Here is a 21,714-nt window from a genome sequence, read left to right on the forward strand (position 1 = left end):
CAATCAGCGTGCGGGACGGGCAGGCTTCCCGGATGCGCCGTCGCCCGGCAGATCGTCGAGCTTGTTCGCCGGACCATATTTGTCCGTGTTGTCGTCCATGTTCGGCTCGCCTTGGTAGGCGCTCATGTCGATCCGGCCGCTCTCGTTCATGTCGCGCATGTGGTCGACGATGTCCTGGGTCGAATCGTTCATCAGATCCGTCTTGCCGGGCCCCTTTTTGCTCTGAAGCGGGCGGTCCGTTGCCGGGGTGATCTGGCGGGCATCGTCGGTGACGTCCTGCGCCTGGCTCAGGTGGTCATCCTGCTCGGAGTTGTCGAGCTCCGGTGCGAGATGGGACTGGCGTTCTTCGTGGCTTCCCTTGGGGCGATTCATCGATGGTCTCCTTTAGGAAACCAACCCTTGGCGCTTACCCGGCGTTCCCGGAGTTAGGGCGATTGGCCCCCGGCTGCCACAGTACGTCGCCTTCGCCGGCCGCGTTGACGGCCCGCGCCAGCACGAAAAGATGATCGGACAAGCGATTGATGTAGGCTAGCGCCGCCGGATTGACCGGCTCTGCCTCCGCCAGCGCGGTCATCGCCCGTTCTGCCTGACGCGCAGAGGCACGCGCGACATGCAGGCGCGCCGCCGCTTCATTCCCGCCGGGCAGGATGAAGCTGCGCAGCGGCTCAAGCCGTTCAGTCAGCGAATCGATCTGCCGTTCAAGCCACTCGACCTGCGCCGGCACGATCCGCAAAACCATCTCGGACGGGGTAAAGTCATCGCCGGGCGTCGCAATGTCCGCGCCAAGATCGAACAAGTCGTTCTGTATGCGGGTCAGCGCAGGCCGCTGCGCCTCGGCCGCCACTGCCGCCAGGCCGATCGCGCTGTTCGCTTCATCCACCCGGCCGATCGCTTCGATCCGCAGCGAATGCTTGGAGCGCCGAGTCCCGTCGACAAGGCCGGTCGTGCCGTCATCCCCCGTACGGGTGTAGATCCGGTTCAGCCGGACCATGCCGCTTAGCGGTTGAACATCAGCAGGACGGCGACCACCACGACGGCGAGCGCCTGGTACTTGATGCGGGCGAACATCATCTGGTTCTGCCTCAGCTGCATCTCGGTCGCCCGGTCCCCGTCGTTTTCGAGATCGAGCCTGGTGCTCTGGAGAAAGGCGACGATGCCCCGCACCAGCGAGACGACGACCATGATCGCCAGCAGGGCGATGACGATGACGAGGAACGTGTTCATGGTTCGATATGTAGGGATTCGCCCATGGCAATACCAGCGGGCAATCGACCGGCTCGCAACGAATCCGCCAGCGCGCGCCCGTCCTCCCCGGCCTGCCGCAGAGCCGCGAGCGAAGGGGAGCCGCGCCGCTTGGCAAGCTTGCGCCCGTCTGCGCCCAGCAGCACCGGGTGGTGGTGCCAGACGGGGATTGGAAGGCCGAGCAGTTCCTGCAGCAGTCGGTGGATGGGAGTGGCGGAAAACAGGTCGAGTCCGCGGGTTACCAGTGTCACCCCGTCCGCTGCATCGTCCAGCGTGACCGCGAGATGATAGCTGGCCGGGGTGGACTTGTCCTTGCGGACCAGGACCACGTCGGCGAGTTGCTCTGGACGCACGGCTCGCGGCCCGGCTCGTTCATCGAGCCAGCCAAGCGCGCCTGTCTGCCGGAGCGCTTCCACGACATCGAGCCGCCAGGCCGCCGGCATCGCCGGATCAGGCGGGCGTCCCTTGCAGGTTCCGGCATAGAGCGGCCCATCGGGTCCGATCTTGCGGGCGGAGGCTGCGATCTGCGCCCGGGTGCAGGTGCAGGGGTAAAGCAGGCCTTGCGCTCTTAGCCGTTCCGCAGCCGCCGCATAGACCGCGAGGCGGGAGGATTGCTGCGGCACTTCCTCCCATTCCAGACCAAGCCAGGCGAGATCCGCCCGGAACTCGGCAATCAATTCAGACCGGGACCGCTCCCCGTCGATATCCTCGATCCGCAGCAGGAAGCGTCCGCCCCGCGCTTTCGCCAGATCGTGCGCGACGATGGCTGAAAAGGCATGGCCGAGATGCAGGGGTCCGTTGGGACTAGGGGCAAAGCGGGTCACAATCACAATGGCCGTCCCCTGCGGTTTTCCCCGTGAACTGGCAATAATCCTGTGACTTGCAGCTTGTCACAGGGTTGACGTTTTACTTTGCAAATGTTCCCTAAGCGATATCAGGGAGCGAGGAGCCACGTGTTCAAGGCCGAACTGATTGAACGGGCAGCCCGGTTTCGCAGCGCCGAGGAAGACCCTACCCGCAAGCTGGACAGCTGCCCGGCGCTGGTGCTCAACGCCGATTTCACGCCGCTGTCCTACTATCCCCTGAGCCTGTGGCCCTGGCAGACCGCGATCAAGGCGGTGTTCCTGGAACGAGTCGACATCGTCGCCAGCTATGAACGGCAAGTCCACTCGCCGTCGCTCGACATGAAGATCCCGTCGGTCATCGCGCTGCGGCAGTATGTGAGACCCAGCGAGTTTCCCGCTTTTACCCGATTCAACGTTTTTCTGCGCGACCGTTTCTGCTGCCAGTACTGCGGCAGTCCGGATCAGCTGACGTTCGACCACGTGGTTCCGCGCCGGTTGGGCGGCAAAACGACCTGGGAAAATATTCTAACCGCCTGCGCACCGTGCAACATGAAGAAGGGTGGGCGCACGCCGGCACAAGCCAGCATGCAGCCGCTGGTCCCGCCGATCCGCCCGACGAGCTGGCAGCTGATCCAGCATGGCAAGAGCTTTCCGCCGAACTATCTCCACGAAACCTGGCGTGACTGGCTGTATTGGGACATCGAACTGGAAGCCTGACGGCCTCGGGTCCGGTCAGCCTTCGATCACCTTGCTGGCCGGGTGATGCTTGTCGAGATGACGCTTCAGGACCTTGAGATTCCGGGTGTTGGAGCGGAACACCAGATCGAACGCATCGCCGACGATCGGGATTGCCCCGATTGTAGTATCGAAGGCGACGTTGCCCGCCATCCGCAGCAGCTTCCACTTCGGCAAGCCGAGATTGCGGGCTTCCCACACGATATAGGCGCCAAGCCCCGCAGAGATCACATCGCCGACCACTGGCACCAGTCCCAGCACCGCATCGAGGCCGAACGGCAGGTTCACGCCAGGGACGCGAAACCCCCGTTCCAGCACCCGTTCTACCATTTCCACTCGCTGGCGGATCGCCGCGGGATCGTTGCCGACCGGCACGTCCAGCCCCATTGGCCTTGGACGAGCAGGCGGAACGCGCCTCATAGGGTCCATCGACGGGCCCTCCTTTCCCATCTCATCTGGGAATTCCGGCTATGTCGGACAAGGGATGAAAGGCCCAGGCGTTGGGGCTGAAACCAGCGATCGTACTGCGCACGAGGGACCAGCGCAGCGGCTGGGCGATCGGAATGAAGACCCCTGCGGCGGTCAACCGACGTTCCGCTTCCGCGAGAAGATCGGCCCTTGCAGCACCGTTCTGTTCCGTGAGGGACTGTTCCACCAGATTATCGGCATCAGGCGCGCAAAGGCCTTCCCCCAAGGAACAGCTGAGCTGATCGAGAAACCATCGGGCTCCAGCGTAACGCGCCGTGCGATCCACCAGCATCAGGTCAGCCTCGCCCTCCTCCTCGACCCGGCGAAGTGTAACTCCGATAGTAGCCAGTTGCTGCGCAAGGCCAGCGAACAACCTGTCCAGCCCCGGACCTTCCCCCAGCCTTACGGTAAGTTCCGGAATCTGCGGACCAAGCTCATCCTCCGAAGCCTGCGTGCGCCAGACGGCGACCCGGCGGGCTGCCTCGGCCCGGCGCTGCTCGATGGTCTGCTCCGCCCAGCGTTCGTCCGGAAGGCCGAGGTCCTGCGCCGCGCCGGGAGGAACGATCCGTTCGCTCACGGCCCAGCCTCCTATGCCGAAGGGTTCCAGCAAGGCGGCGCGGTCGATCGCCATCGCTACGGCTTCGCGTCCTTCGGCGGTGGCCAGCAGTCCCTCGTCCCGGTACACTTGCAAGCCGAACAAGCCGATTGCCGGGTCGAGCCTTACCGTCCCGCGCGAGAGCGGGCCCGTATCGACCAGCGGGATCGAATCGATGCGCCCGCCCAGCACCACGTCGACCGCACCTGCGTCGAACCGGCGAATGGCTTCTTCCGCAGGCAGAGCCTCCACGGTGAGAGGACGGATACCCTGCCGCCAATTGTCTTCTGCAGGCAAACCGCGCTGTTCCGGCGTTTTCGCGTCCAGCACCATAGGTCCGCCTTCGCGCTCCAGTTCCATCGGGCCCGCCGCGCCGTTGTCAGGAACCAGTGCCAGTTCCGGCTGGGCCAGCAGCTGGAGAAATTCGGGCATGGGACTTTTCAGCCGGATTTCCACCACCCGCCCGGCCATCGCGCGCACCTCCGAGATCTTGGCGCTCCCCAGCCCGAGCGAGGTCCCGCGCAACCCGGTGATCGCCTTCCTCAAGGCTGCCCGCGCGCTATCGGCGCTGAGGGGATCGCCATCGGGCCAGTTCACGTCGCGCAAGCGGAAGATGTAGCTCAGGCCGTCATCCGTCACGATCCACTGGTCCGCAAGCGCCGGGATCACTTCCCCTTCCGCATTGAGGGCGACCAGCCCGGCATCGGTCGCAGCGCGCAGGTGGCGGGCCGGGCCGGACAAGGGGAATTCCTGCGCAAAGGGGGCTTGTCCGCTGTCGACAAAGGCGACCGCGATCGTCCCGCTCTCCTCCCGCCCGCAGCCGGGAAGCAGCAACAGCATGGACATCAGAAGGGCCAGCGGACGGATGGGCATGCCGTGGACCTAGGCTGCGCTTGCGCCGCCATCAATGGCCGGGATCAATTCAGGAACTGCAGGCGGCGATTGGAGCCGCACGTCCCGGATCAATCGTCGCGAGAGATTTTTTCCCGCCGCTCATGCGCTTGCTGGGCTTCGACGGTCATGGTCGCGATCGGCCGCGCAATCAGGCGATTGATGCCGATCGGCTCCCCGCTGACTTCACACCAGCCGTATTCGGCATCCTCGATCCGGCGAAGCGCCGCGTCGATCTTGGCGATCAGCTTGCGCTGGCGGTCGCGGGTGCGCAGTTCGATGCCCCAGTCGGTTTCGCTGGAGGCGCGGTCATTCAGGTCAGCTTCGCGGATGGGGCCGTCCTGCAGCGACTGCAGAGTGTCCTCAGCGGCCGAAAGGATCGACTTCTTCCACTGGAGCAGCAGCACCCGGAAATAGTCCAGCTGCTTCTCACTCATGTACTCTTCGTCTTCGCTTGGCGTATAATCGCCGGGCAAAGCCCTCTTCGCCTTGGCGAGAATGTCGATATCGTCACCCGGTGCCGACGCCACTACTCCGCACTCCCTATCCGGCAGGATATACCGCTGCGTGATCCAATCGCATGGCACCCGGCGCCGGTTTCCGGGCCTATAGGGGCAGGGTGAATCCGGCACAAGCAGCAATCAACACCTACCCCTTGCGGAACGGAGTGCGGTCTCCCAGCAGGAGCCGGTCCATCGCGATGCCTTCCCGTTCCTGCTTCAGGTAATCGGCGACAGCCCGGCGGAATCCGGGATCGGCGATCCAGTGCGCCGACCAGGTCTGCACCGGCTCATACCCCCGGGCGAGCTTGTGGCCCCCTTGGGCGCCGGCTTCCACCCGCTTGAGGCCAAGCTCGATGGCTGCATCGATTGCCTGGTAATAGCACAGTTCAAAATGCAGGAAGGGCTTGTCGAGCGTGCAGCCCCAGTATCGGCCATAGATCGCCTCTCCGCCGATGAAGTTCAGCGCCCCGGCAATCGGCTCCTCGTCCAGGAATGCGAGCACCAACAGGATGCGCTCCCCCATCCGTTCCCCGATCAGGTCGAAGGCGCGGCGGGTAAGATAAGGCTGGCCCCACTTGCGCGCGCCGGTGTCCTGATAGAATTCCCAGAAGGCGTCCCAGTGTTCCGGCCGGATTTCGTCGCCGGTTAGGCGGCGGATCGTGACGCCCTCCTGTGCGGCGGCGCGTTCCTTGCGGATTGCCTTGCGCTTGCGGGACGCGAGCTGATCCAGGAAACCCTCGAAGCTGGAATAGTCGCGGTTTTCCCAGTGGAACTGGATGTCGCTGCGCAGCAGCCACCCCGCCCGTTCGAACAGCGGCAGCTGGGCCGGTTCGATGAAGGTCGCGTGGGCGGACGAAAAGTCGTTCTGATCGCACAAGGCCTCGGCCGCGCGCAGCAGCAGCGGCGCGCACGCGGGATCGGACATCAGCAGCCGCGGCCCGGTGGCCGGCGTGAACGGCACGCAAATCTGGAGCTTGGGATAGTACTCCCCGCCAGCCTGCTGCCAGGCGTCGGCCCAGGCGTAGTCGAAGACATATTCGCCCTGGCTGTGCCCCTTGGCATAGGCTGGCAAGGCGCCGATCAGGCGCGCTCCCGCTTCCTCGACAGCCAGCGGCGCGGGCGCCCAGCCAGTGCCCTGGCCAACGCTGCCGGAATCCTCCAGCGCGGTCAGGAACGCGTGGCTGACGAAGGGATTGTCCGCTCCGGCCACCGCATCCCACTCCGCGGCGGGAAACGAGCCTACCGAAGCGGCGACGCGCAAGGTCAGGTCGTCACGGGGCACAGCCGCCCTTAGCTGCTCGACAAGGCGATGACCGCGTCCACCTCAACCGCCGCGCCGAGCGGCAGAACCGGCACCCCGACGGCGCTGCGGGCGTGACGTCCGGCTTCGCCGAATACCTCGACCATCAGTTCCGATGCGCCGTTGGCGATCTTCGGCTGATCGGTGAAGCTGGCGGCCGAGTTGACGAAAGCGCCGAGCTTGACCACCCGCTCTACCCGTTCAAGCAGGCCCGCCGCCTTGAGCTGGGCAAGGATCATCAGTCCGCAGGCCCGGGCTGCGGCAGTTCCGTCCTCGAGAGACACATCTTCCCCCAGGCGGCCGGTGACCAGCTTCCCGTCGATGAAGGGCAGCTGGCCGGACACGTGGGCAAATCCCTGCGCGATCACGACAGGGACGTAGCTTGCCACAGGGGCCGCGGCTTCGGGAAGAGTGATGCCGCGTTCGGCGAGGTTTTGTTCGATGGTCATGATGGTTCCCCATGCAGGTGTTGGAGCAGCCAGGGCAAGGCCTTGTCCCATGTATCGATCCGGGCATGAGCGTGACCGGCCTGGAAGGCGCACGGGACATGGCCCGCGATGGCCGGTTCGCCGCAGAAGTGAAGGCGGCCGACTACGGGCACAATTTCGGCGGCCGAGGCGTGGTGCTTGGCGATATCGTCGATGAACACGGCGCGAGACGGTCGGTATTCGTCGAAGATGCGCTTCAGCGCTTCGCCCTTCGGGCCCTGGTTGGTGAAGACCCGGGCATCGATGCCATGTTCGGCCAGCTGCCGCTGCCGGCTTTCGTTGAAGTGGTCCTTGATGTTGGTCAGTACGACCACGTCGGCTTCGCGCTGCAGTTCCACGATCGCGTCAACGGCGCCATCGATCGCGGTCTGGCGCGGCATCTCGCTGTCGAAGAACGAATTGAGGAACGCGAACACGTCCTCTTCGCTGACCTGGTCCCCGCTTTCGATCCGTCGCATCGACTGGGCGAAGGGATTGCCTTCCAGCAGAAACTCTATCCCGTGCCGATCGTGCAGCCATGCCCGAAAGTGGCGAACCATGTGCAGCAGCACTTCATCGCAATCGGTGATGACCAGCGGGCGGTTCATGCGCCCAGCCTTCCGCGCGCGGCGGCTAGATCGGCCGGGTCCATTCCCATCTCATCGGCAGCCGCGATCAGGTCCGGCTCATGGGCGCAGAGAAAGTCCAGGATCGCTCCCTGCACTTCGGGCCTGGCAAGGCCAGTCCGCAGAACCTCGGGAGTGAGACCCGTCAGGTCCAGCAGGCGGTGCGCCCGGGACGAATCGGACAGGATCCAGGCCAACGCCTTCAGGGAAAGGTCGCCGGGATCGGCAGGTACATGTTGAGGTCGGTCGAGAATAGGAACCACTCGCTAAACGCAGGATCGGAACGGGCTTTCGCGCACGCCTGAAAGGCTGGTGACGAGGTAGGTCCTGTTGCGCGCAACGGCAAGGTTCGACCTCCCGCGCTTGACATTCGGCCCTGCCCGACGCTTGTGCCCCGCAACCTCCAGGAGCCGAATGATGAACCGCGCCGACGTCGACACCAAGATCCGATCCCTGATCGAGCCGTTCAACAAGAAGGGCATCGCGATCACGGACCAGACTACCTTCGCAGGCGATCTCGAGTTCGACAGCCTGACGGTGATGGATTTCGTCGCCGCGATCGAAGACGAGTTCGACATCATCATCAGCATGAACCAGCAGGCAGAGATCGAGACTTACGGCCAGCTGGTGGATGCGGTCTGCAAGCTCCAGAACGATTGAGCGCACGATGAGCCAGGGAATTAGCCAGCCGGACCAGCCGGTGATCCGCGAAGGCGACACGCCGGACCTGTTCTCCAAGTTCGATCCCCTGATCCAGCAGCGGAAAGACCTGCTGGACAGCGGGATCGAGGATCCGTTCAGCCTGGTGATGGAGAAGGTACTCTCCCCCACCAGCGCGATCTGCAACGGGCGGGAGACAATCCTGCTCGGCACCTACAACTACATGGGCATGACGTTTGACCCGGACGTCATCGCGGCCGGCAAGCAGGCGCTGGACGACTTCGGATCAGGCACCACGGGCAGCCGGGTGCTGAACGGGACGTATCAGGGCCACCGGGAGGTCGAGCAGGCCCTTCGCGAGTTCTATGCGATGGACCATGCGATGGTCTTTTCCACCGGGTACCAGGCCAATCTCGGGATCATTTCGACCATCGCCGGAAAGGGCGACTACATCGTCCTCGACATCGATAGCCACGCCAGCATCTGGGACGGGTGTGCGCTTGGCAATGCGGAAGTGGTGCCGTTCAAGCACAACGACATCGAGGCGATGGAAAAGCGCCTGCGCCGTATCCCCGAAGGTGCCGGCAAGCTGGTGGTGCTGGAAGGCGTCTATTCCATGCTGGGCGATGTCGCCCCGCTGAAGGAAATGGTCGCGGTGGCCAAGCGCTACGGCGCGATGGTGCTGGTGGACGAGGCGCACTCCATGGGCTTCATCGGCCCGAACGGGCGCGGCGTGGCCGAAGAGCAGGGCGTGATCGACGAAGTCGATTTCGTGATCGGCACCTTCTCCAAGAGCGTCGGCACGGTGGGCGGCTTCTGCGTGTCCAACCACCCGAAGTTCGAGATCATGCGGCTGGTCTGCCGGCCTTACGTGTTCACCGCCTCGCTACCGCCCAGCGTGGTCGCGACTGCCGCGACCTCAATCCGCAAGCTGATGCGCAATGCGGACAAGCGCGCGCATCTGTGGGAGAATTCCAAGCGCCTTCACGCTGGGCTGAGGAAGCACGGCTTCCAGCTTGGGACCAAAGAGCCGCAAAGCGCGATCGTTGCGGTGATCATGCCGGATCTCGAGCGCGGCGCGGCCATGTGGGAAGCGCTGCTGAAGGAAGGGCTTTACGTCAACCTTGCCCGCCCGCCGGCAACCCCCGCCAACATGACGCTGCTGCGCTGTTCCCTGTGCGCCGAGCATTCGGAAGAACAAGTCGAGACGATCCTCGGCATGTTCGAACGCGCCGGCAAGCGCGTGGGGATCATCTGACGAGACTGTGGTAACAAGCGCCGCCCGACTCTTCGTCCGGCGGCGCTTGTGAACTTTGGATCCGTCAGGCCTGAACGGTCGTGGCCGCCTCGCACGCGTCGGTGGGGCCGTGGTCATCGCCGCCGATCAGCGTGACCGCGAAGATCCCGGCGACGACCAGCACGCCGAACGCTGCCGTGACGGTACCGAGATACTGATCGATCACTCTCTTGATCGGCGCTCCGAACAAGCGGAACAGGATTCCCACGGTCATGAAGATCAGCGCGCGGCCGGCGATGCTGGCCAGGATAAACGGCACCAGCGCCATCTTGATGAACCCGGCGGTGATCGTCAGCAGCTTGAACGGAACCGGAGTCGCGCCGGCGAGCAGGATGACCTCGACGTCGTATTCCCGCAGGTAACAGGCAGCCTGCGGGAAGCTTTCGCCAAGGCCAAGTGCAGCCAAAAGGGATGCACCGATCGATTCGAACAGGAAGTACCCGATCGCATAGCCGAACAGTCCGCCCGCGACTGAAGCGGCAGTGGCAATCGCTGCGAACCGGATCGCTCGGCGGGGTTCTGCGAGGCACATCAGTCCCAGCAGCGGATGCGGCGGAATCGGGAAAAAGCTTGCTTCGATAAACGAGAAAAACGCCAGCCAGGCTTGCGCATGAGGATGCGCCGCCTTCTCCATCGTCCAGTCATACAGCCGGCGCAGCATAGCGCGACCCTCCCATGTTTCAGCGCGACTAGGCGAGCGCGAGCAGCAGCGCAACCAAAACGATATAACCAATATGGCACAATCTGTTTGACATCGTGACGCTCTTTGGTTAGACAAAAGGAACCTCGCGATAGTGCGATTCGACGGGGGGCCTTCCGCCCCCCGCTCCCTCTCACCAAGCGGACCAACCTCATGAGCAAGCCGAAGCAAACGCCCGGCGCGGAAACGCGCCTCGGCGGCCAGAGCCCTGTGGCGCGTGTCTGGATGCCCCAGTTCCTCGCCGCTCTGGCCGAAACGTCCAACGTAACTCGCGCGGCGAAGATCGCGGGGGTCAGCACCTCGGCCGTGTATGAAGCACGCCGCAAACGGCGTGAATTCGCCCGCCATTGGCAAGCAGCCTTGTGCGAAGGGTACGACAACCTGGAGATGGAGTTGCTCGGGCGCCTGCGGGAAGGCGAACTGAAGCCTCCCCCCGGCGCGAAGCGCGCGGCGCGCAGCTATGACAACGCGGTGGCCCTGCGACTGCTACTCTCCCACCGCGAAGCGGTGACCCGCGAACGAGCCAGCCAGACGAACGTCGACGCATCCGAGATCCGGGCCTCGATCGATCGCAAGGTTGCCGCGCTGCGGGCGCAAGTGCTGGCCGAAAGCGAAGCCAGAGACGATCATGACGACACTCTCTGATCCGCAGAAGTGGCTGCTCAACGCTACCCCGGCCCAGCTCGATCAGTTGGGCCGGAGCATGAACCAGGAACAGAAGAACGAATGGAAGTACAACTTCTCCTTCTTCGCGCATCCGGAGCAATTGCCCCCGCCCGGTGACTGGCGCGTCTGGCTGGTGATGGGGGGGCGGGGTTTTGGCAAAACACGTGCAGGAGCCGAATGGGTTCGCGCGACTGCCGAAGCGAACCCGGATGCACGGATCGCGCTGGTCGGTGCATCCCTTTCCGAAGTGCGCGCCGTGATGGTGGAAGGAGAGAGCGGCCTGCTCGCCTGCTGTCCGCCGCAACGGCGCCCGATCTTCGAGCCGAGCTTGCGCCGCGTCACCTTTCCCAACGGGGCGCAGGCGCTGCTCTATTCGGCAGCAGAGCCTGAATCCTTGCGGGGGCCGCAGCACAGCCATGCCTGGTGCGACGAAGTGGGCAAGTGGACCAATGGTAGCGGGAAGGCGCTGCGCGCATGGGACAATCTCCTGCTCGGTTTGAGGCTGGGGCCGGACCAGCGAATTGCTGCGACCACCACTCCGCGCTCGGTGCCGCTGGTGCGGCGCCTCCTTGCAGGGGAGGAAAGCGGCGAGACGGTGGTCACCCGGGGGACGACGGCCCGGAACGCCGGCAATGTCCCCTTGCGGTTCATCCGCAGCATGCGGCGGGAATTCGGTCGCTCGGTGCTTGGCCGGCAGGAGCTTGAAGGCGAGCTCATCCAGGACGTGGAAGGCGCGCTGTGGAACCGCTCCCTGATAGAGGAGTGCCGGGAAGAAAGCACGAGCTGGACGATCCAGCGCGTGGTGATCGGGGTCGATCCGCCAGCCTCCGCTCAAGGGGACGCCTGCGGCATTGTGGTATGCGCCGCCTGCGGAGACGGGGTGGCGCGGGTTCTGGCCGATTGTTCGGCCCAGAAGCCGACGCCCGAGCGGTGGGCCCGCGCAGTGGCCAACGCCGCGCGGTGGTGGAACGCCGATCGGATCATCGCCGAAGCGAACCAGGGAGGCGCGATGGTTGAATCCGTGCTGCGCGCCGCGGAAATCGCGCTGCCGGTGAAGCTGGTCCACGCCAGCCGGGGAAAGAGTGCGCGGGCCGAGCCAGTTGCTGCGCTCTACGAGGCAGGACGGGTACGCCACGCAGGGCTGTTCCCTGAACTGGAAGATCAGCTTTGCGGCTTGATGGCGGCGGGTGGTTATGAAGGCCCGGGCGGCTCCCCCGACCGGGCCGATGCGCTGGTCTGGGCAATGACCGAGCTGATGCTGAAGCCCGCGGCAAGCCCGCGGGTACTGCAGGTTTAGACAGGAGAATCCGATGTCGTTCATCGATACGCTCGCTTCCGCCTTCAAGGGCGGGGGCGAGACTTCGCGCGTGCCGCTGGCGCGCAGCTTCATATCGCCTTGGGCCCAGGCCTACGGCGCAACGGACACGATCAGCGGACATTCGCCCTTCGAATACGCCCGCTCCGTACGGCGGGCCTATCTGGACAACCCGGTGGCCCAGCGTGCCGTGCGCCTTGTGGCCGAAGGCGTGGCAAGTGCCCCGATCGCGCGCTGCGATGAAAAGGTGCGCGCCCTGCTTACCGCGACAAGCGCGGGCCAATCCCTGCTCGAGACGCTGGCGTCCCACCTGCTGCTTCACGGCAACGGGTTCGTCCAGGTCATGAAGGACGCCAGCAACAAGCCGATCGAGCTTTTCGCCTTGCGGCCCGAGCGGATCTCGATCGTGGCAGGAGCCAATGGCTGGCCGGCCGCCTACCAGTACAAGGTTGGCGACAAGTCGCTGACGATCCCAGTCGAGGACGAGGACGGCTGGCCAAACCTGATCCACCTGAAAAGCTTCCACCCGGCCGATGACCACTATGGCGCCGGCTGCCTTTCCGCAGCCGAGCAGGCGGTAGCGATCCATAACGCCGCCTCCACCTGGAATCGCGCACTGCTGGAGAATGCAGCCCGTCCCTCGGGCGCCCTTGTCTACGAATCGGGCGAGACCGGCGGTTTGACCGCGGAGCAGTTCGAGCGGCTGAAGGTCGAGTTGACCCAGGCTTTCTCTGGCGGAGGCAACGCCGGGCGGCCGATGCTGCTGGAAGGCGGCCTGAAGTGGCAAAGCCTGTCGATGACGCCCGCCGACATGGACTTCGCCGAACTGAAAGCCGCCGCAGCCCGCGACATCGCGCTGGGTTTCGGCGTACCGCCGATGCTGCTCGGTCTGCCCGGTGACAACACGTACTCCAACTACCGGGAGGCCAACCGCGCGCTGTGGCGCCTGACCCTGCTGCCGCTGGCCGGCAAGATCCTGTCGGCGCTGCAGGAGGGGCTTTCCCCCTGGTTCCCGAAACTGGCGCTGTCGATCGATCTCGACCGCGTCCCTGCCCTTTCCGAAGACCGCGAGAAGCTGTGGGCGCAGGTTTCGGCTGCCGATTTCCTGTCAGCCGCAGAAAAACGCGCGCTCCTCGGCCTCGATGCGATGGAGACGAACCGATGACTCGCGAAGACTTGCTAACCCGGCTGATGACCCAGGCGGCGGGCGAAGGCGGCGATCTCGTCACCTTGCGCGCAATAGTCGAAGAAGCGAGCGAACTGGGAGCGCGGCGCGTGCTCGAACGGCTCAGCCTCGGCGACAGGAGCGCGCAGAACGATATCGACGAATTGCGGGAGCTGCTGCGAGCGTGGCGCGATGCGAAGGCAAGCGCCTGGAAGGCAGTAGTCGAGTGGTGGGTGCGCGGAGCGCTGGCGTTGCTGCTGATCGGGATCGCGGTGCGGCTCGGCTTTTCGGAGATGATCGGGTGAGCGCGCCCGGTCTCCTCCGCATAGCCGGCTATGCAGCTCTGTTCGACATCGCCGATGGCGCAGGCGATGTCATCCTCAAGGGCGCGTTTGCCCGAACTCTGGCCAGCCGCGACCAGCCCGTGCCGCTGCTGTGGCAGCACAGGAACGGACAGCGCATCGGCACCGTCGAACACGCTGCCGAGGATGAGCGGGGCCTGCGCGTGATCGCGCGGGTCGATGCCCGGGACAGCCGCGCCGCCGCCCTGCTGATGGACAAGGCGGTGAGCGGATTGAGCTTCGGCTACCGCGCTCGCGGCTTTCGGCGAATGCCGGAAGGACGCCTGCTGGAGGACATCGATTTGTTCGAGGTAAGCCTGGTCACCCACCCGCTGCAATACGGAGCGCGCGTGCACCTGGTTCACTGAACAACGATCCTGCGGACCGGGACCTCACCCCCCGTCCCAGGAACATCCCCTGTCGCCTTCTCTGCAGGGCGACAGAACACCAACCGGCCGCCCACGGGCGGCTTTTTTGTACCTGAAAGAAAGTGAGTGCCTCAATGGATATGGAACACGGAACCGAAGCGCTGAAGGCTTCCTTCGATCTCGTCTCCCGCCAGGACGCGGCCGAGACGGCGATTCAGGTCCTGCGCTCGGACGTCGATGAAGTGAAGGCGCGGCTCGACCGCGTCAGCCGTGCCGCCGCTCGACCGGCGCTTGGCGGCACTTCCAGCGATACCGAAGTGAAAAGCTTCGTCGATGGCTTCCTGCGTCGGGGATCGGAGACGGAGTTGAAATCGATCACCGGCGCTGTTGCCCAGGATGGCGGATACGCCGTTCCGCAGGAGATCGACGCGATGATCTCCCGCCAACTGAAGGAGATCAGTCCGATCCGCCAGCTGGCGCACGTGGTTCAGGTCGGCAGCGGCGGATACCGCAAGCTGGTGACTTCCGGCGGAACGGCTTCCGGCTGGGTGAGCGAGACGGCGGGCCGTCCCGAAACGACCGCTCCGAAGTTCAATGAGATCGCTCCCCCTTCCGGTGAGCTTTACGCCAATCCGGCCGCAAGCCAGGCAATGCTCGACGACGCGGCATTTGACCTGGAAGGCTGGCTGGCGAACGAGATCGCCGTCGAATTCGCCCGCGCTGAAGGCGCCGCCTTCGTCGCCGGGAACGGCGTCAACCAGCCGCTTGGTTTGCTGTCTTCGCCCCTGTCGCTCGCCGGGGATGCAGTCCGCCCGTTCGGCACCATGCAGTACATCGGATCGGGTGCCGCAGACCAGATTGGCCCGAGCCCGGAAGAGCGGCTCATCGACCTCGTGCATTCGGTCAAGGCCAGCTACCGCCAAGGCGCCTGCTGGGTCATGAACTCCTCCACGCTGGCGAAGGTTCGCAAGTTCAAGACGGCAGACGGTGCGTTTCTCTGGCAGCCGGGTCTGGTGGACGGCCAGCCGAACCGCCTGCTCGGTTATCCGGTGATCGAAGCCGAGGACATGCCGGACATCGCCGCGGGCACGTTCCCGATCGCGTTCGGCAATTTCAAGGCAGGCTACCTTGTGACCGAGCGCAGCGCGACGACGATCCTGCGCGATCCCTTCACCAACAAGCCGTTCGTCCACTTCTACGCGACCAAGCGCGTGGGCGGCCAGGTGCTCGACAGCGCGGCGATCAAGCTTCTGAAAATCGAGGCGTAACGGAGCAGCAGGAGGGGTGATCTCAACAGGGACACCCCTCCCAGCCTTCGGGTGGTCCCATCCGAGAGAGGATCGATTTCATCCATAGCAGGATCAGCGAATGAAACGCGCCATCATTACGCCGGCGGAGCTTTCTCCCGCGGCTCTCGGCGAGCTGAAGGATTGGCTCGCCATCACAACATTTGAAGAGGATGCAGGCCTGACGGCACTGCTGCGAGCCGCGCTGGAATTGTGCGAAGGGTTCACTGGGCAAATGCCCCTTGAGGCCACGTGCGAGGAATTGATTCCGTCTGGCCCGGGTTGGCAGCGGCTGAGAACGCGGCCGATCCAGGCGATCCTGTCCGTCGAGGCTGTTACCGCCGATGGATCGCGCTTTTCGCTCGCTCCGGAAGATTTCGCCGTTGCGCTCAGCGCCGAGGGCGGAGCGCTGGTCCGCATCCTGCGCCAAGGGTCTGCCGGACGTTATGCTGTGCGCTTCTCAGCCGGCCTTGGCTCCGAGTGGACCGACCTGCCGGCCGGCTTGCGGCATGGGATCATCCGTCTTGCCGCGCATCAGTACCGGGAGCGGGAGAACGGCAATTCCGGGCCGCTTCCGCCTGCGGCTATCGTCGCATTATGGCGTCCTTGGCGGCAGGTCCGCCTGATATGATCGAGGCAAAGGTAAGGCTTCCTGCCAGCTTCGCCGCGCGCCTTGCCGCCAAGGCAGACAAAATGGCCCAGGCTCGCGCCGTAGAGACCCTGCTCGCCCGGCGCAGCGATCCATCCCGCTGGCGCAAGGCGGGACTCCTCTGGCCCCTGTTCGCAAAGGACTGACCCATGGAAATTTCGCTGCGCGCAGCGCTGGTGAAGTGGCTTGCCGAAGAGCCTGCATTGGCCCGCGGGATCAACCTGGTGGCCGAGGAAGCTCCCGCCCGCGCCAGCCTGCCATGGCTCGGCATCGTCGCGAGTGCGAGCACCGACTGGAGCACGAAGGACACGCGCGGGCGTGAAATCCGCCTCGCCTTCGAGCTTCACTGCCGCGGTGACGATCCGGCGCGCGCGGCATCGCTGATCGAGACCATCGGCAGCCGGATCGAAACCCTGCCGCGTGAACAGCCGGGATTCCGGATCATCAGCTGCGTTTTCCTTCGCAGCCGCGCCGAGCAGCGGCCCGGGAACACCCGCGCCGTCCTGCTGGAATACCGCTTCCGCGCGCTTGCTTCCTGATTTCTCACCAATCGGAGAATACTATGATCGCTCAGAAAGGCTCCGCCTTCCTCCTCAAGATCGGCGACGGCGCCCAGCCGGCCGCCTATCGAACCGTGGCCGGCCTCAGGACCACGCAGATGTCCATCAATGGCGACACGGTGGTCGTGACCCACAAGGAATCCGGTGGCTGGCGCGAGCTGCTCTCCGGTGCGGGATCCCGATCGGTATCCGTCAGTGCTGCCGGAATTTTCCTGGGTAGCGCCGCGGAAGCGGACATTCGGGTCCACGCGCTGGGCGGCACGATCGAGGAGTATGAACTGTCCTTCGAGGATGGCGAGAAGTTGCGGGGACGTTTCCTTGTTCAGCGGCTCGATTACGCCGGCGATTTCAACGGCGAGCGCAACTATACCCTGCAGCTGGAAAGCTCCGGCCCGGTGCTGCCGGCATGAGCGGGGTGGCCAATCCCTTGAGAGGCGAGGCTTCGCTCAGCGTAGCGGGGCGCCCGCGCTTGTTGCGACCGACTTTTGCCGCTCTGGTTGCTGCGGAGGAAGAGCTCGGGCCACTTTTCGCGCTGGTTGACCGCGCGAGCGAGGGCCGGCTGCGCCTGTCGGAAATGGCAGCTCTATTCTGGCATTGTCTCTCCGAAAATGACGGCATCGGCCGCGAGGAATTGAGCGAAGCGGTGGCTTCGCTGGGACTGGCTGCCTGCGCGGCGCCCTTGCGGCAACTGCTGGGACAGATCCTCCAGGGCCGCGCATGAGCGAGTGCTTCGGCGCGGTGGCTCTTCGGCTCGCCGGTCTGGTTCCCCGCTCATTCGGCTGGCGACCGGACGACTTCTGGAAAGCGACGCCTGCTGAACTGGCTGCGATCCTTTCACCCGCGAGCGGCGAAGAGGAATGCCCGCTGAGCCGCACGGAACTCAACACCCTGCTGGAGCGAGAGCAAGATGGATGAACCTATCGAGAGCATGCTGGTGGAAGTGCGCGCCAGCACACAAGGCTTCCGTTCCGACATTGAAACGATGCGCGGGACCCTGGACCGCAGCCTGGTCAAAGGCTTTGCCGAGGCAGGTAATATCCTGGAGCAGGGCCTCTTGTCGGCCGTGCGGCGCGGCAGTCTCGGTTTCGATGACCTGAAACGCACGGCGGTGCAAACGCTCGACCAGATTGCAGCCCATGCCGTGCAAAGCGGGATTGGAAACACCCTGGGCGGAGCCGCTGCACCGACTGGAGCAAGCAGCGGCGTCGGCGGACTGCTAACGGGCGCAATCGGAGCATTGCTGGGGCTCCCCGGCCTGGGGCCACCGGCGGTCCGGTGGCCCCAGGCCAAGGCTATTTGGTTGGTGAGAGAGGGCCGGAGGTTTTCGTGCCGACCAGTTCTGGCCGGATCGAGGCCGGGACTGCGGGCGGCAGCCGTCCGCGCGATGTGCGAGTGGCAATCCAGTTGGCCGCTCCAAAGGGAACTGCCGCACCGGTCGCGCTGCAACGATCTGCACGGCAGGTCGCAAGCTCGGTCCGACGCGTGCTGCGCGAATTCTAGAGAGGAAGCATCATGGCATTCTGGCTCGCACAGAAGCGTGACGGTGAAGAAACGGATCACATCCAGCGGTTTGATCCGCGCTTCTGGACCGTCGACTTTCCCCGTCCGACCATGGCCTCTGTCGTTACGACCGGGCCGGACTCGCTGCGGGTCGATGTGGAAGTGCATCACGCCAGCGCGCTTGTCGGGCTGATCTGGGACAGCGAGGATCGGCTCGACCACCCGTTGCTCGCCTACGATACAGACCGCGATTACTCGCGGACCACGTTGCGGTTCCGCTGGCGTTCGGGCGGCGTGATTCCGCTGGATGCGGTGAACGGTCCGACGCTCACGATCGAAGGGCGCGACTCTGGCGGAGAGCCGCACAGCTGGTTTGTCAGGTTGTGGAACTACGCCAGCGGCACGCCAGAAGACGCTCTGGTCGAATTGCCGTTTTCCCGGCTCTCTGGCGGCTGGGATCTCCCCGAAGGTGCGGACCCGGTCCACCCGTCCGATATCGATCGCATGTTCATCTCGATCGCGCCTCCCGGCTTCGATCCGGTCAGCTCTGCCCTGTTGCCCGATCGCGCGAATGGCTGGGTCGAACTGACCGGGATCGCCTGCGAAGGCGACCGGGCGATGCTGAAGATTGGCGATGTCCTGCTGCCGCCCCACGGCATCGGCATGGCAACCGCGTACGACGACTGCTACAACCAGACGCCCGCCCGGGTACTGCGCACGTTGCGCGGCTTGGGGTATCGCGGAGCGATTACCCATTACGTGGGGATGAGCCACTACTACCGGCTCTTTCCAGACGTCGGCGGGACGCTGCTCGCCTTCGATGCGGTGCTCGCCGGTCCTGCCGAGGCGTGGCATGCCGCCTACTTCGGGCTGTGCAAGGCCCAAGGCTATGCCCCGATCCCTTCCCTTTCCTATGAGCTGCTGGCGCAACATTGCCCTGCCGACTGGCAGCAGCGCGCGGCGAACGGTGAGTACGCCCGCACGGGGTGGGATCCGCCTTCCACCTTGCTGTCTCCCGCTAACGACGCCGCCATAGACTTCTTGTGCCGGATCGCTGGTCATTTCGTGGACCTGCTGAGGAACGCGGGACTTCCGCTATCCTTTCAGATCGGCGAACCGTGGTGGTGGGTGATGCCCGAAGGACGGATCTGCCTCTACGACGACAACGCCTTGGCGATCTTCGGCGCGGATATGCCGGTCATCGAAGACATCCGTGCGCCCCTGAATGCTGACGAGCAGCTCCTGCTCGACAAGGCCGGTGAGCTGCTCGCTGCCTCGACGGCACGTTTGCGCGATGCCGTCCGGGAAGCAAGTGGCGGCGCGGTCGAAGTGATGCTGCTGGTATTCACCCCGACAGTGCTCGATCCGTCCATGCCCGAAGCGCACCGGGCTAACATGCCCGTTGGCTGGGCCTGGCCGGCCTACGACCGGCTGCAGGTTGAAGATTATGACTGGCTGACCGCCGGAGCCGAAGCCTTGCGCAAGGCTGCCTACGATACGGTGCAGGAACGGCTGGGATATCCGCTGCAGCACCAAGACTACATCTCCGGCTTCGTCCTCAAGGCTTCGGATGCCGAGGCGTTGTGGCCCCGGATCGATGTGGGGCTGGAGGAAGCGATGGCGCGCGGTGTGCCGCGATGCTTCGTCTGGGCTAGCCCACAGGTCTGCCGTGACGGATACACCCGCCTTCCCGCAGTTCAGGATGAAACGATGCAAGCCTTTGACGATGTGCTCTATCCGCTTGCGCTGGGCAAGGATGCGGGCGTGAGTCCGGAATTCTCCACCTCGATATCGGTCACCGCCTCCGGCCACGAACGGCGATCCAGCCAGTGGACCGATGCCCGGCTTCGGTTCGATGTCGGGCCTGGGCTGCGTTCCGAAGCCGAACTTGGGGTCCTGATCGCTTTTTTCCGCGCCCGGCGCGGCGCCGCGCGCGGATTTCGACTGGGCGATCCATTCGATCACAGTTCCAACGGGATGACCGGCACCCCGACCATGCTCGACCAGCGCATCGGAGTCGGCGACGGACTGACCGCGAGTTTTCAGCTCGTGAAGCGTTATGGCGACGGGGATGAGCCGCAGGTTCGGCCAATCACCCGACCCCGTGCGGACACGGTCAGGCTGAGCATCGATGGAGCCGAAGCCAGCGCGTGGACGCTGCGGAGCGGCGGCATCGTGACGTTCACCAGCGCTCCGCCTGCTGGCAGCGTGATCCGGGCAGGATTCCTGTTCGATGTTCCGGTGCGTTTCGCCGAAGACAGGCTGGATATTACGGGCGCGACGTTCGCTGCCGGGGAAGCTCCGTCCGTGCCGCTGATCGAAGTGCGGGAAGTCGCATGAGCCGGGTCTTTTTTCGGGAGGAGCTGGAAGGGACGGCCACCTTCTGGCGCATTCGGCGCCGGGACGGAGTAACGCTCGGTTTCACCAGCCATGACCGCGACTTATGGTTTGACGGGGTGCGGCACCGCGCCGCCCCGGGAATGGTTCCTTCCGCGATACGCCGGACTGCGGATCTTCAGGCGGACAGCGCTGAAGTCCGGGTCGCGCTGAGCCATGATGCAATCTCTGCCCATGATCTGGCGGCGGGGCGCTTCGATGCAGCGCGCGTTGCGATCGGGGTGGTAGATTGGGAAACGCTTGATCGGGCAACGCTCTACCGCGGTGAAATCGGTACCATCGGCCAGGAAGCGGGTGGCTTCACGGCCGAGCTTCGGTCCGCCAAGGCCGATCTTGAAGTCGATCCGGTCCCGCGCACCAGTCCCACCTGCCGAGCCCAGTTCTGTGGGCCTGGCTGTCTGCTGAGCCCCGCGCGGTTCACGCACGAAGCCGTGCTCCTTGAGATCGACTTCCCGGAAAATCGCGTTCGGTTCAGCGGCGGCCCTCCGGCTTCGGATTGCGCGGATGGAAGCGTGCGCTGGATCGACGGGCCACAAGCCGGAATCCGGATGGAAGTGACGATAGTGGAGGGTGGCTGGCTGACGCTGGACGCCGAGCTCGATCCCGAGCTCCTGCCCGGACTTCATGCTCTTGTACGCGAAGGATGCGACCATACGATCGCCACGTGCCATACCCGATTTGCGAATGCGGTGAATTTCCAGGGAGAGCCATTCCTCCCCGGTAACGATCTTCTCGCTCGCTATCCGTCGATGCGTTCATGAACGGCGCCGCGCTCGCGGCTGCCGCAGAAGCGCTGGCCGGGACCCCGTTCCGGCTGCATGGCCGAGATCCCGAACGAGGACTCGACTGCGTGGGAGTGGTTACGGCTTCGTTGGCCGCGATCGGCAGGCCTGCCGAGATTCCCGGTGACTACCGACTGCGCAATACGGACATCGAGCCTTGGCTTTCCCGTGTTCCAGCCTGCGGGCTGGAAGCGGCCGATGGGCCGGTAACGGTTGGCGACGTGATGCTGGTGCGTGCCGGCCCCGCCCAGTTCCATCTCCTTGTAGCGGTGCAGGACGGATACTTCGTCCATGCGCATGCTGCGCTACTCCGCGTCACTCGCACGCCTGGCCCACTTCCTTGGCCGGTTGTACGT

General features: G+C 64.8%; 30 protein-coding genes. 17 read left to right on the forward strand and 13 right to left on the reverse strand.

Annotated elements, in window-relative coordinates; translation table 11 throughout:
* Positions 1-3: 3 nt before the first annotated feature.
* Genes ELY13_RS01940 through gluQRS form a run of 4 tightly spaced genes read right to left on the reverse strand, consistent with a single transcriptional unit; the run spans position 4 to position 2,072 of the window.
* A complete protein-coding gene (locus ELY13_RS01940; RefSeq protein ID WP_126172172.1) occupies positions 4-372 on the reverse strand; it encodes a hypothetical protein in 369 nt (122 codons plus the stop codon).
* A gap of 34 nt (positions 373-406) precedes the next feature.
* Positions 407-991, reverse strand: coding sequence for a cob(I)yrinic acid a,c-diamide adenosyltransferase (locus ELY13_RS01945; protein ID WP_126172173.1), 585 nt, complete (start codon positions 989-991; stop codon positions 407-409).
* 5 nt (positions 992-996) lie between these two features.
* The gene (locus ELY13_RS01950) at positions 997-1,224 is read right to left on the reverse strand and encodes an HIG1 domain-containing protein (protein WP_126172174.1); all 228 of its coding nucleotides are present in this window, start codon (positions 1,222-1,224) and stop codon (positions 997-999) included.
* Positions 1,221-2,072 carry a tRNA glutamyl-Q(34) synthetase GluQRS gene (gene gluQRS, locus ELY13_RS01955; protein WP_126172175.1) on the reverse strand — a complete coding sequence of 284 codons (852 nt, stop codon included), beginning with the start codon at positions 2,070-2,072 and terminating at the stop codon, positions 1,221-1,223. Before gluQRS ends, ELY13_RS01950 begins: the two co-directional genes overlap by 4 nt.
* A 123-nt stretch (positions 2,073-2,195) precedes the next feature.
* On the opposite strand from gluQRS, the gene ELY13_RS01960 reads away from it, so the two are divergent.
* Entirely contained in the window at positions 2,196-2,804 is a 609-nt protein-coding gene (locus ELY13_RS01960) for an HNH endonuclease (RefSeq protein ID WP_126172176.1), read from the forward strand.
* Between the two features lie 15 nt (positions 2,805-2,819).
* Here ELY13_RS01960 and ELY13_RS01965 read toward each other — a convergent pair whose 3' ends face one another.
* The 7 genes from ELY13_RS01965 to ELY13_RS01995 all read right to left on the reverse strand — a co-directional run bounded on the left by ELY13_RS01965 (position 2,820) and on the right by ELY13_RS01995 (position 7,935).
* Positions 2,820-3,251, reverse strand: a complete 432-nt coding sequence (locus tag ELY13_RS01965; RefSeq protein ID WP_420897411.1) for a DUF4112 domain-containing protein — start codon at positions 3,249-3,251, stop codon at positions 2,820-2,822.
* Between the two features lie 22 nt (positions 3,252-3,273).
* Positions 3,274-4,758, reverse strand: a complete 1,485-nt coding sequence (locus tag ELY13_RS01970; RefSeq protein ID WP_241233494.1) for an ABC transporter substrate-binding protein — start codon at positions 4,756-4,758, stop codon at positions 3,274-3,276.
* An 89-nt stretch (positions 4,759-4,847) separates the two neighbouring features.
* On the reverse strand, positions 4,848-5,306 hold the full coding sequence (gene dksA / locus ELY13_RS01975; protein ID WP_126172177.1) for an RNA polymerase-binding protein DksA: 459 nt from the start codon (positions 5,304-5,306) through the stop codon (positions 4,848-4,850).
* Positions 5,307-5,424: 118 nt separating this feature from the next.
* Positions 5,425-6,561 (reverse strand): GNAT family N-acetyltransferase, encoded by a 1,137-nt coding sequence (locus tag ELY13_RS01980; RefSeq protein WP_126172178.1) that lies wholly within the window; start codon positions 6,559-6,561, stop codon positions 5,425-5,427.
* Between the two features lie 8 nt (positions 6,562-6,569).
* Positions 6,570-7,028, reverse strand: a complete 459-nt coding sequence (locus ELY13_RS01985; protein ID WP_126172179.1) for a RidA family protein — start codon at positions 7,026-7,028, stop codon at positions 6,570-6,572.
* Complete coding sequence (locus ELY13_RS01990) at positions 7,025-7,654, reverse strand: HAD family hydrolase (RefSeq protein WP_126172180.1); 630 nt, start codon at positions 7,652-7,654, stop codon at positions 7,025-7,027. The genes ELY13_RS01985 and ELY13_RS01990 overlap by 4 nt, the downstream gene beginning before the upstream one ends.
* Positions 7,651-7,935: a DUF3572 family protein gene (locus tag ELY13_RS01995; protein ID WP_206435953.1), complete on the reverse strand. Its 285-nt coding sequence runs from the start codon at positions 7,933-7,935 to the stop codon at positions 7,651-7,653. Before ELY13_RS01995 ends, ELY13_RS01990 begins: the two co-directional genes overlap by 4 nt.
* 154 nt (positions 7,936-8,089) lie before the next feature.
* Here ELY13_RS01995 and ELY13_RS02000 point away from each other — a divergent pair, with 154 nt between their 5' ends.
* Positions 8,090-8,332 carry an acyl carrier protein gene (locus ELY13_RS02000; RefSeq protein WP_126172181.1) on the forward strand — a complete coding sequence of 81 codons (243 nt, stop codon included), beginning with the start codon at positions 8,090-8,092 and terminating at the stop codon, positions 8,330-8,332.
* 7 nt (positions 8,333-8,339) lie between these two features.
* Complete coding sequence (gene spt, locus ELY13_RS02005; protein WP_126172182.1) at positions 8,340-9,590, forward strand: serine palmitoyltransferase; 1,251 nt, start codon at positions 8,340-8,342, stop codon at positions 9,588-9,590.
* 64 nt (positions 9,591-9,654) lie between these two features.
* Here the strand turns inward: spt and ELY13_RS02010 are convergent, their stop codons facing one another.
* Positions 9,655-10,290, reverse strand: coding sequence for a YqaA family protein (locus ELY13_RS02010; RefSeq protein ID WP_126172183.1), 636 nt, complete (start codon positions 10,288-10,290; stop codon positions 9,655-9,657).
* A gap of 192 nt (positions 10,291-10,482) precedes the next feature.
* Here ELY13_RS02010 and ELY13_RS02015 point away from each other — a divergent pair, with 192 nt between their 5' ends.
* The 14 genes from ELY13_RS02015 (at position 10,483) to ELY13_RS02080 (ending at position 21,337) form a co-directional block, all read left to right on the forward strand.
* Entirely contained in the window at positions 10,483-10,974 is a 492-nt protein-coding gene (locus ELY13_RS02015; RefSeq protein WP_126172184.1) for a hypothetical protein, read from the forward strand.
* Entirely contained in the window at positions 10,958-12,292 is a 1,335-nt protein-coding gene (locus ELY13_RS02020; RefSeq protein ID WP_126172185.1) for a DNA-packaging protein, read from the forward strand. Before ELY13_RS02015 ends, ELY13_RS02020 begins: the two co-directional genes overlap by 17 nt.
* 13 nt (positions 12,293-12,305) lie before the next feature.
* Positions 12,306-13,475: a phage portal protein gene (locus ELY13_RS02025; RefSeq protein WP_126172186.1), complete on the forward strand. Its 1,170-nt coding sequence runs from the start codon at positions 12,306-12,308 to the stop codon at positions 13,473-13,475.
* A complete protein-coding gene (locus ELY13_RS02030) occupies positions 13,472-13,780 on the forward strand; it encodes a DUF6127 family protein (RefSeq protein ID WP_126172187.1) in 309 nt (102 codons plus the stop codon). The genes ELY13_RS02025 and ELY13_RS02030 overlap by 4 nt, the downstream gene beginning before the upstream one ends.
* On the forward strand, positions 13,777-14,184 hold the full coding sequence (locus ELY13_RS02035) for an HK97 family phage prohead protease (RefSeq protein WP_126172188.1): 408 nt from the start codon (positions 13,777-13,779) through the stop codon (positions 14,182-14,184). Before ELY13_RS02030 ends, ELY13_RS02035 begins: the two co-directional genes overlap by 4 nt.
* Positions 14,185-14,324: 140 nt before the next feature.
* On the forward strand, positions 14,325-15,452 hold the full coding sequence (locus ELY13_RS02040) for a phage major capsid protein (RefSeq protein ID WP_241233495.1): 1,128 nt from the start codon (positions 14,325-14,327) through the stop codon (positions 15,450-15,452).
* A gap of 100 nt (positions 15,453-15,552) precedes the next feature.
* Positions 15,553-16,101 (forward strand): head-tail connector protein, encoded by a 549-nt coding sequence (locus tag ELY13_RS02045; RefSeq protein ID WP_126172190.1) that lies wholly within the window; start codon positions 15,553-15,555, stop codon positions 16,099-16,101.
* Positions 16,098-16,265: a hypothetical protein gene (locus ELY13_RS14920; protein WP_164549677.1), complete on the forward strand. Its 168-nt coding sequence runs from the start codon at positions 16,098-16,100 to the stop codon at positions 16,263-16,265. Before ELY13_RS02045 ends, ELY13_RS14920 begins: the two co-directional genes overlap by 4 nt.
* A 3-nt stretch (positions 16,266-16,268) precedes the next feature.
* A complete protein-coding gene (locus ELY13_RS02050) occupies positions 16,269-16,658 on the forward strand; it encodes a DUF3168 domain-containing protein (RefSeq protein ID WP_126172191.1) in 390 nt (129 codons plus the stop codon).
* A gap of 23 nt (positions 16,659-16,681) precedes the next feature.
* Positions 16,682-17,089 carry a phage major tail protein, TP901-1 family gene (locus ELY13_RS02055; protein ID WP_126172192.1) on the forward strand — a complete coding sequence of 136 codons (408 nt, stop codon included), beginning with the start codon at positions 16,682-16,684 and terminating at the stop codon, positions 17,087-17,089.
* The gene (locus tag ELY13_RS02060; RefSeq protein WP_126172193.1) at positions 17,086-17,400 is read left to right on the forward strand and encodes a gene transfer agent family protein; all 315 of its coding nucleotides are present in this window, start codon (positions 17,086-17,088) and stop codon (positions 17,398-17,400) included. Before ELY13_RS02055 ends, ELY13_RS02060 begins: the two co-directional genes overlap by 4 nt.
* Positions 17,397-17,594: a phage tail assembly chaperone gene (locus ELY13_RS02065; RefSeq protein WP_126172194.1), complete on the forward strand. Its 198-nt coding sequence runs from the start codon at positions 17,397-17,399 to the stop codon at positions 17,592-17,594. The genes ELY13_RS02060 and ELY13_RS02065 overlap by 4 nt, the downstream gene beginning before the upstream one ends.
* Before the next feature lie 597 nt (positions 17,595-18,191).
* Positions 18,192-20,519 (forward strand): DUF2460 domain-containing protein, encoded by a 2,328-nt coding sequence (locus tag ELY13_RS02075; RefSeq protein ID WP_126172195.1) that lies wholly within the window; start codon positions 18,192-18,194, stop codon positions 20,517-20,519.
* A complete protein-coding gene (locus ELY13_RS02080; protein ID WP_126172196.1) occupies positions 20,516-21,337 on the forward strand; it encodes a DUF2163 domain-containing protein in 822 nt (273 codons plus the stop codon). Before ELY13_RS02075 ends, ELY13_RS02080 begins: the two co-directional genes overlap by 4 nt.
* On the opposite strand, the gene ELY13_RS14925 is transcribed toward ELY13_RS02080, so the two are convergent.
* Positions 21,316-21,657, reverse strand: a complete 342-nt coding sequence (locus tag ELY13_RS14925) for a hypothetical protein (RefSeq protein ID WP_164549678.1) — start codon at positions 21,655-21,657, stop codon at positions 21,316-21,318. The genes ELY13_RS02080 and ELY13_RS14925 overlap by 22 nt on opposite strands.
* Positions 21,658-21,714: the final 57 nt, after the last annotated feature.

The sequence above is a fragment of the Altericroceibacterium xinjiangense genome, assembly GCF_003958635.1.
Classification (GTDB): domain Bacteria; phylum Pseudomonadota; class Alphaproteobacteria; order Sphingomonadales; family Sphingomonadaceae; genus Altericroceibacterium_A; species Altericroceibacterium_A xinjiangense.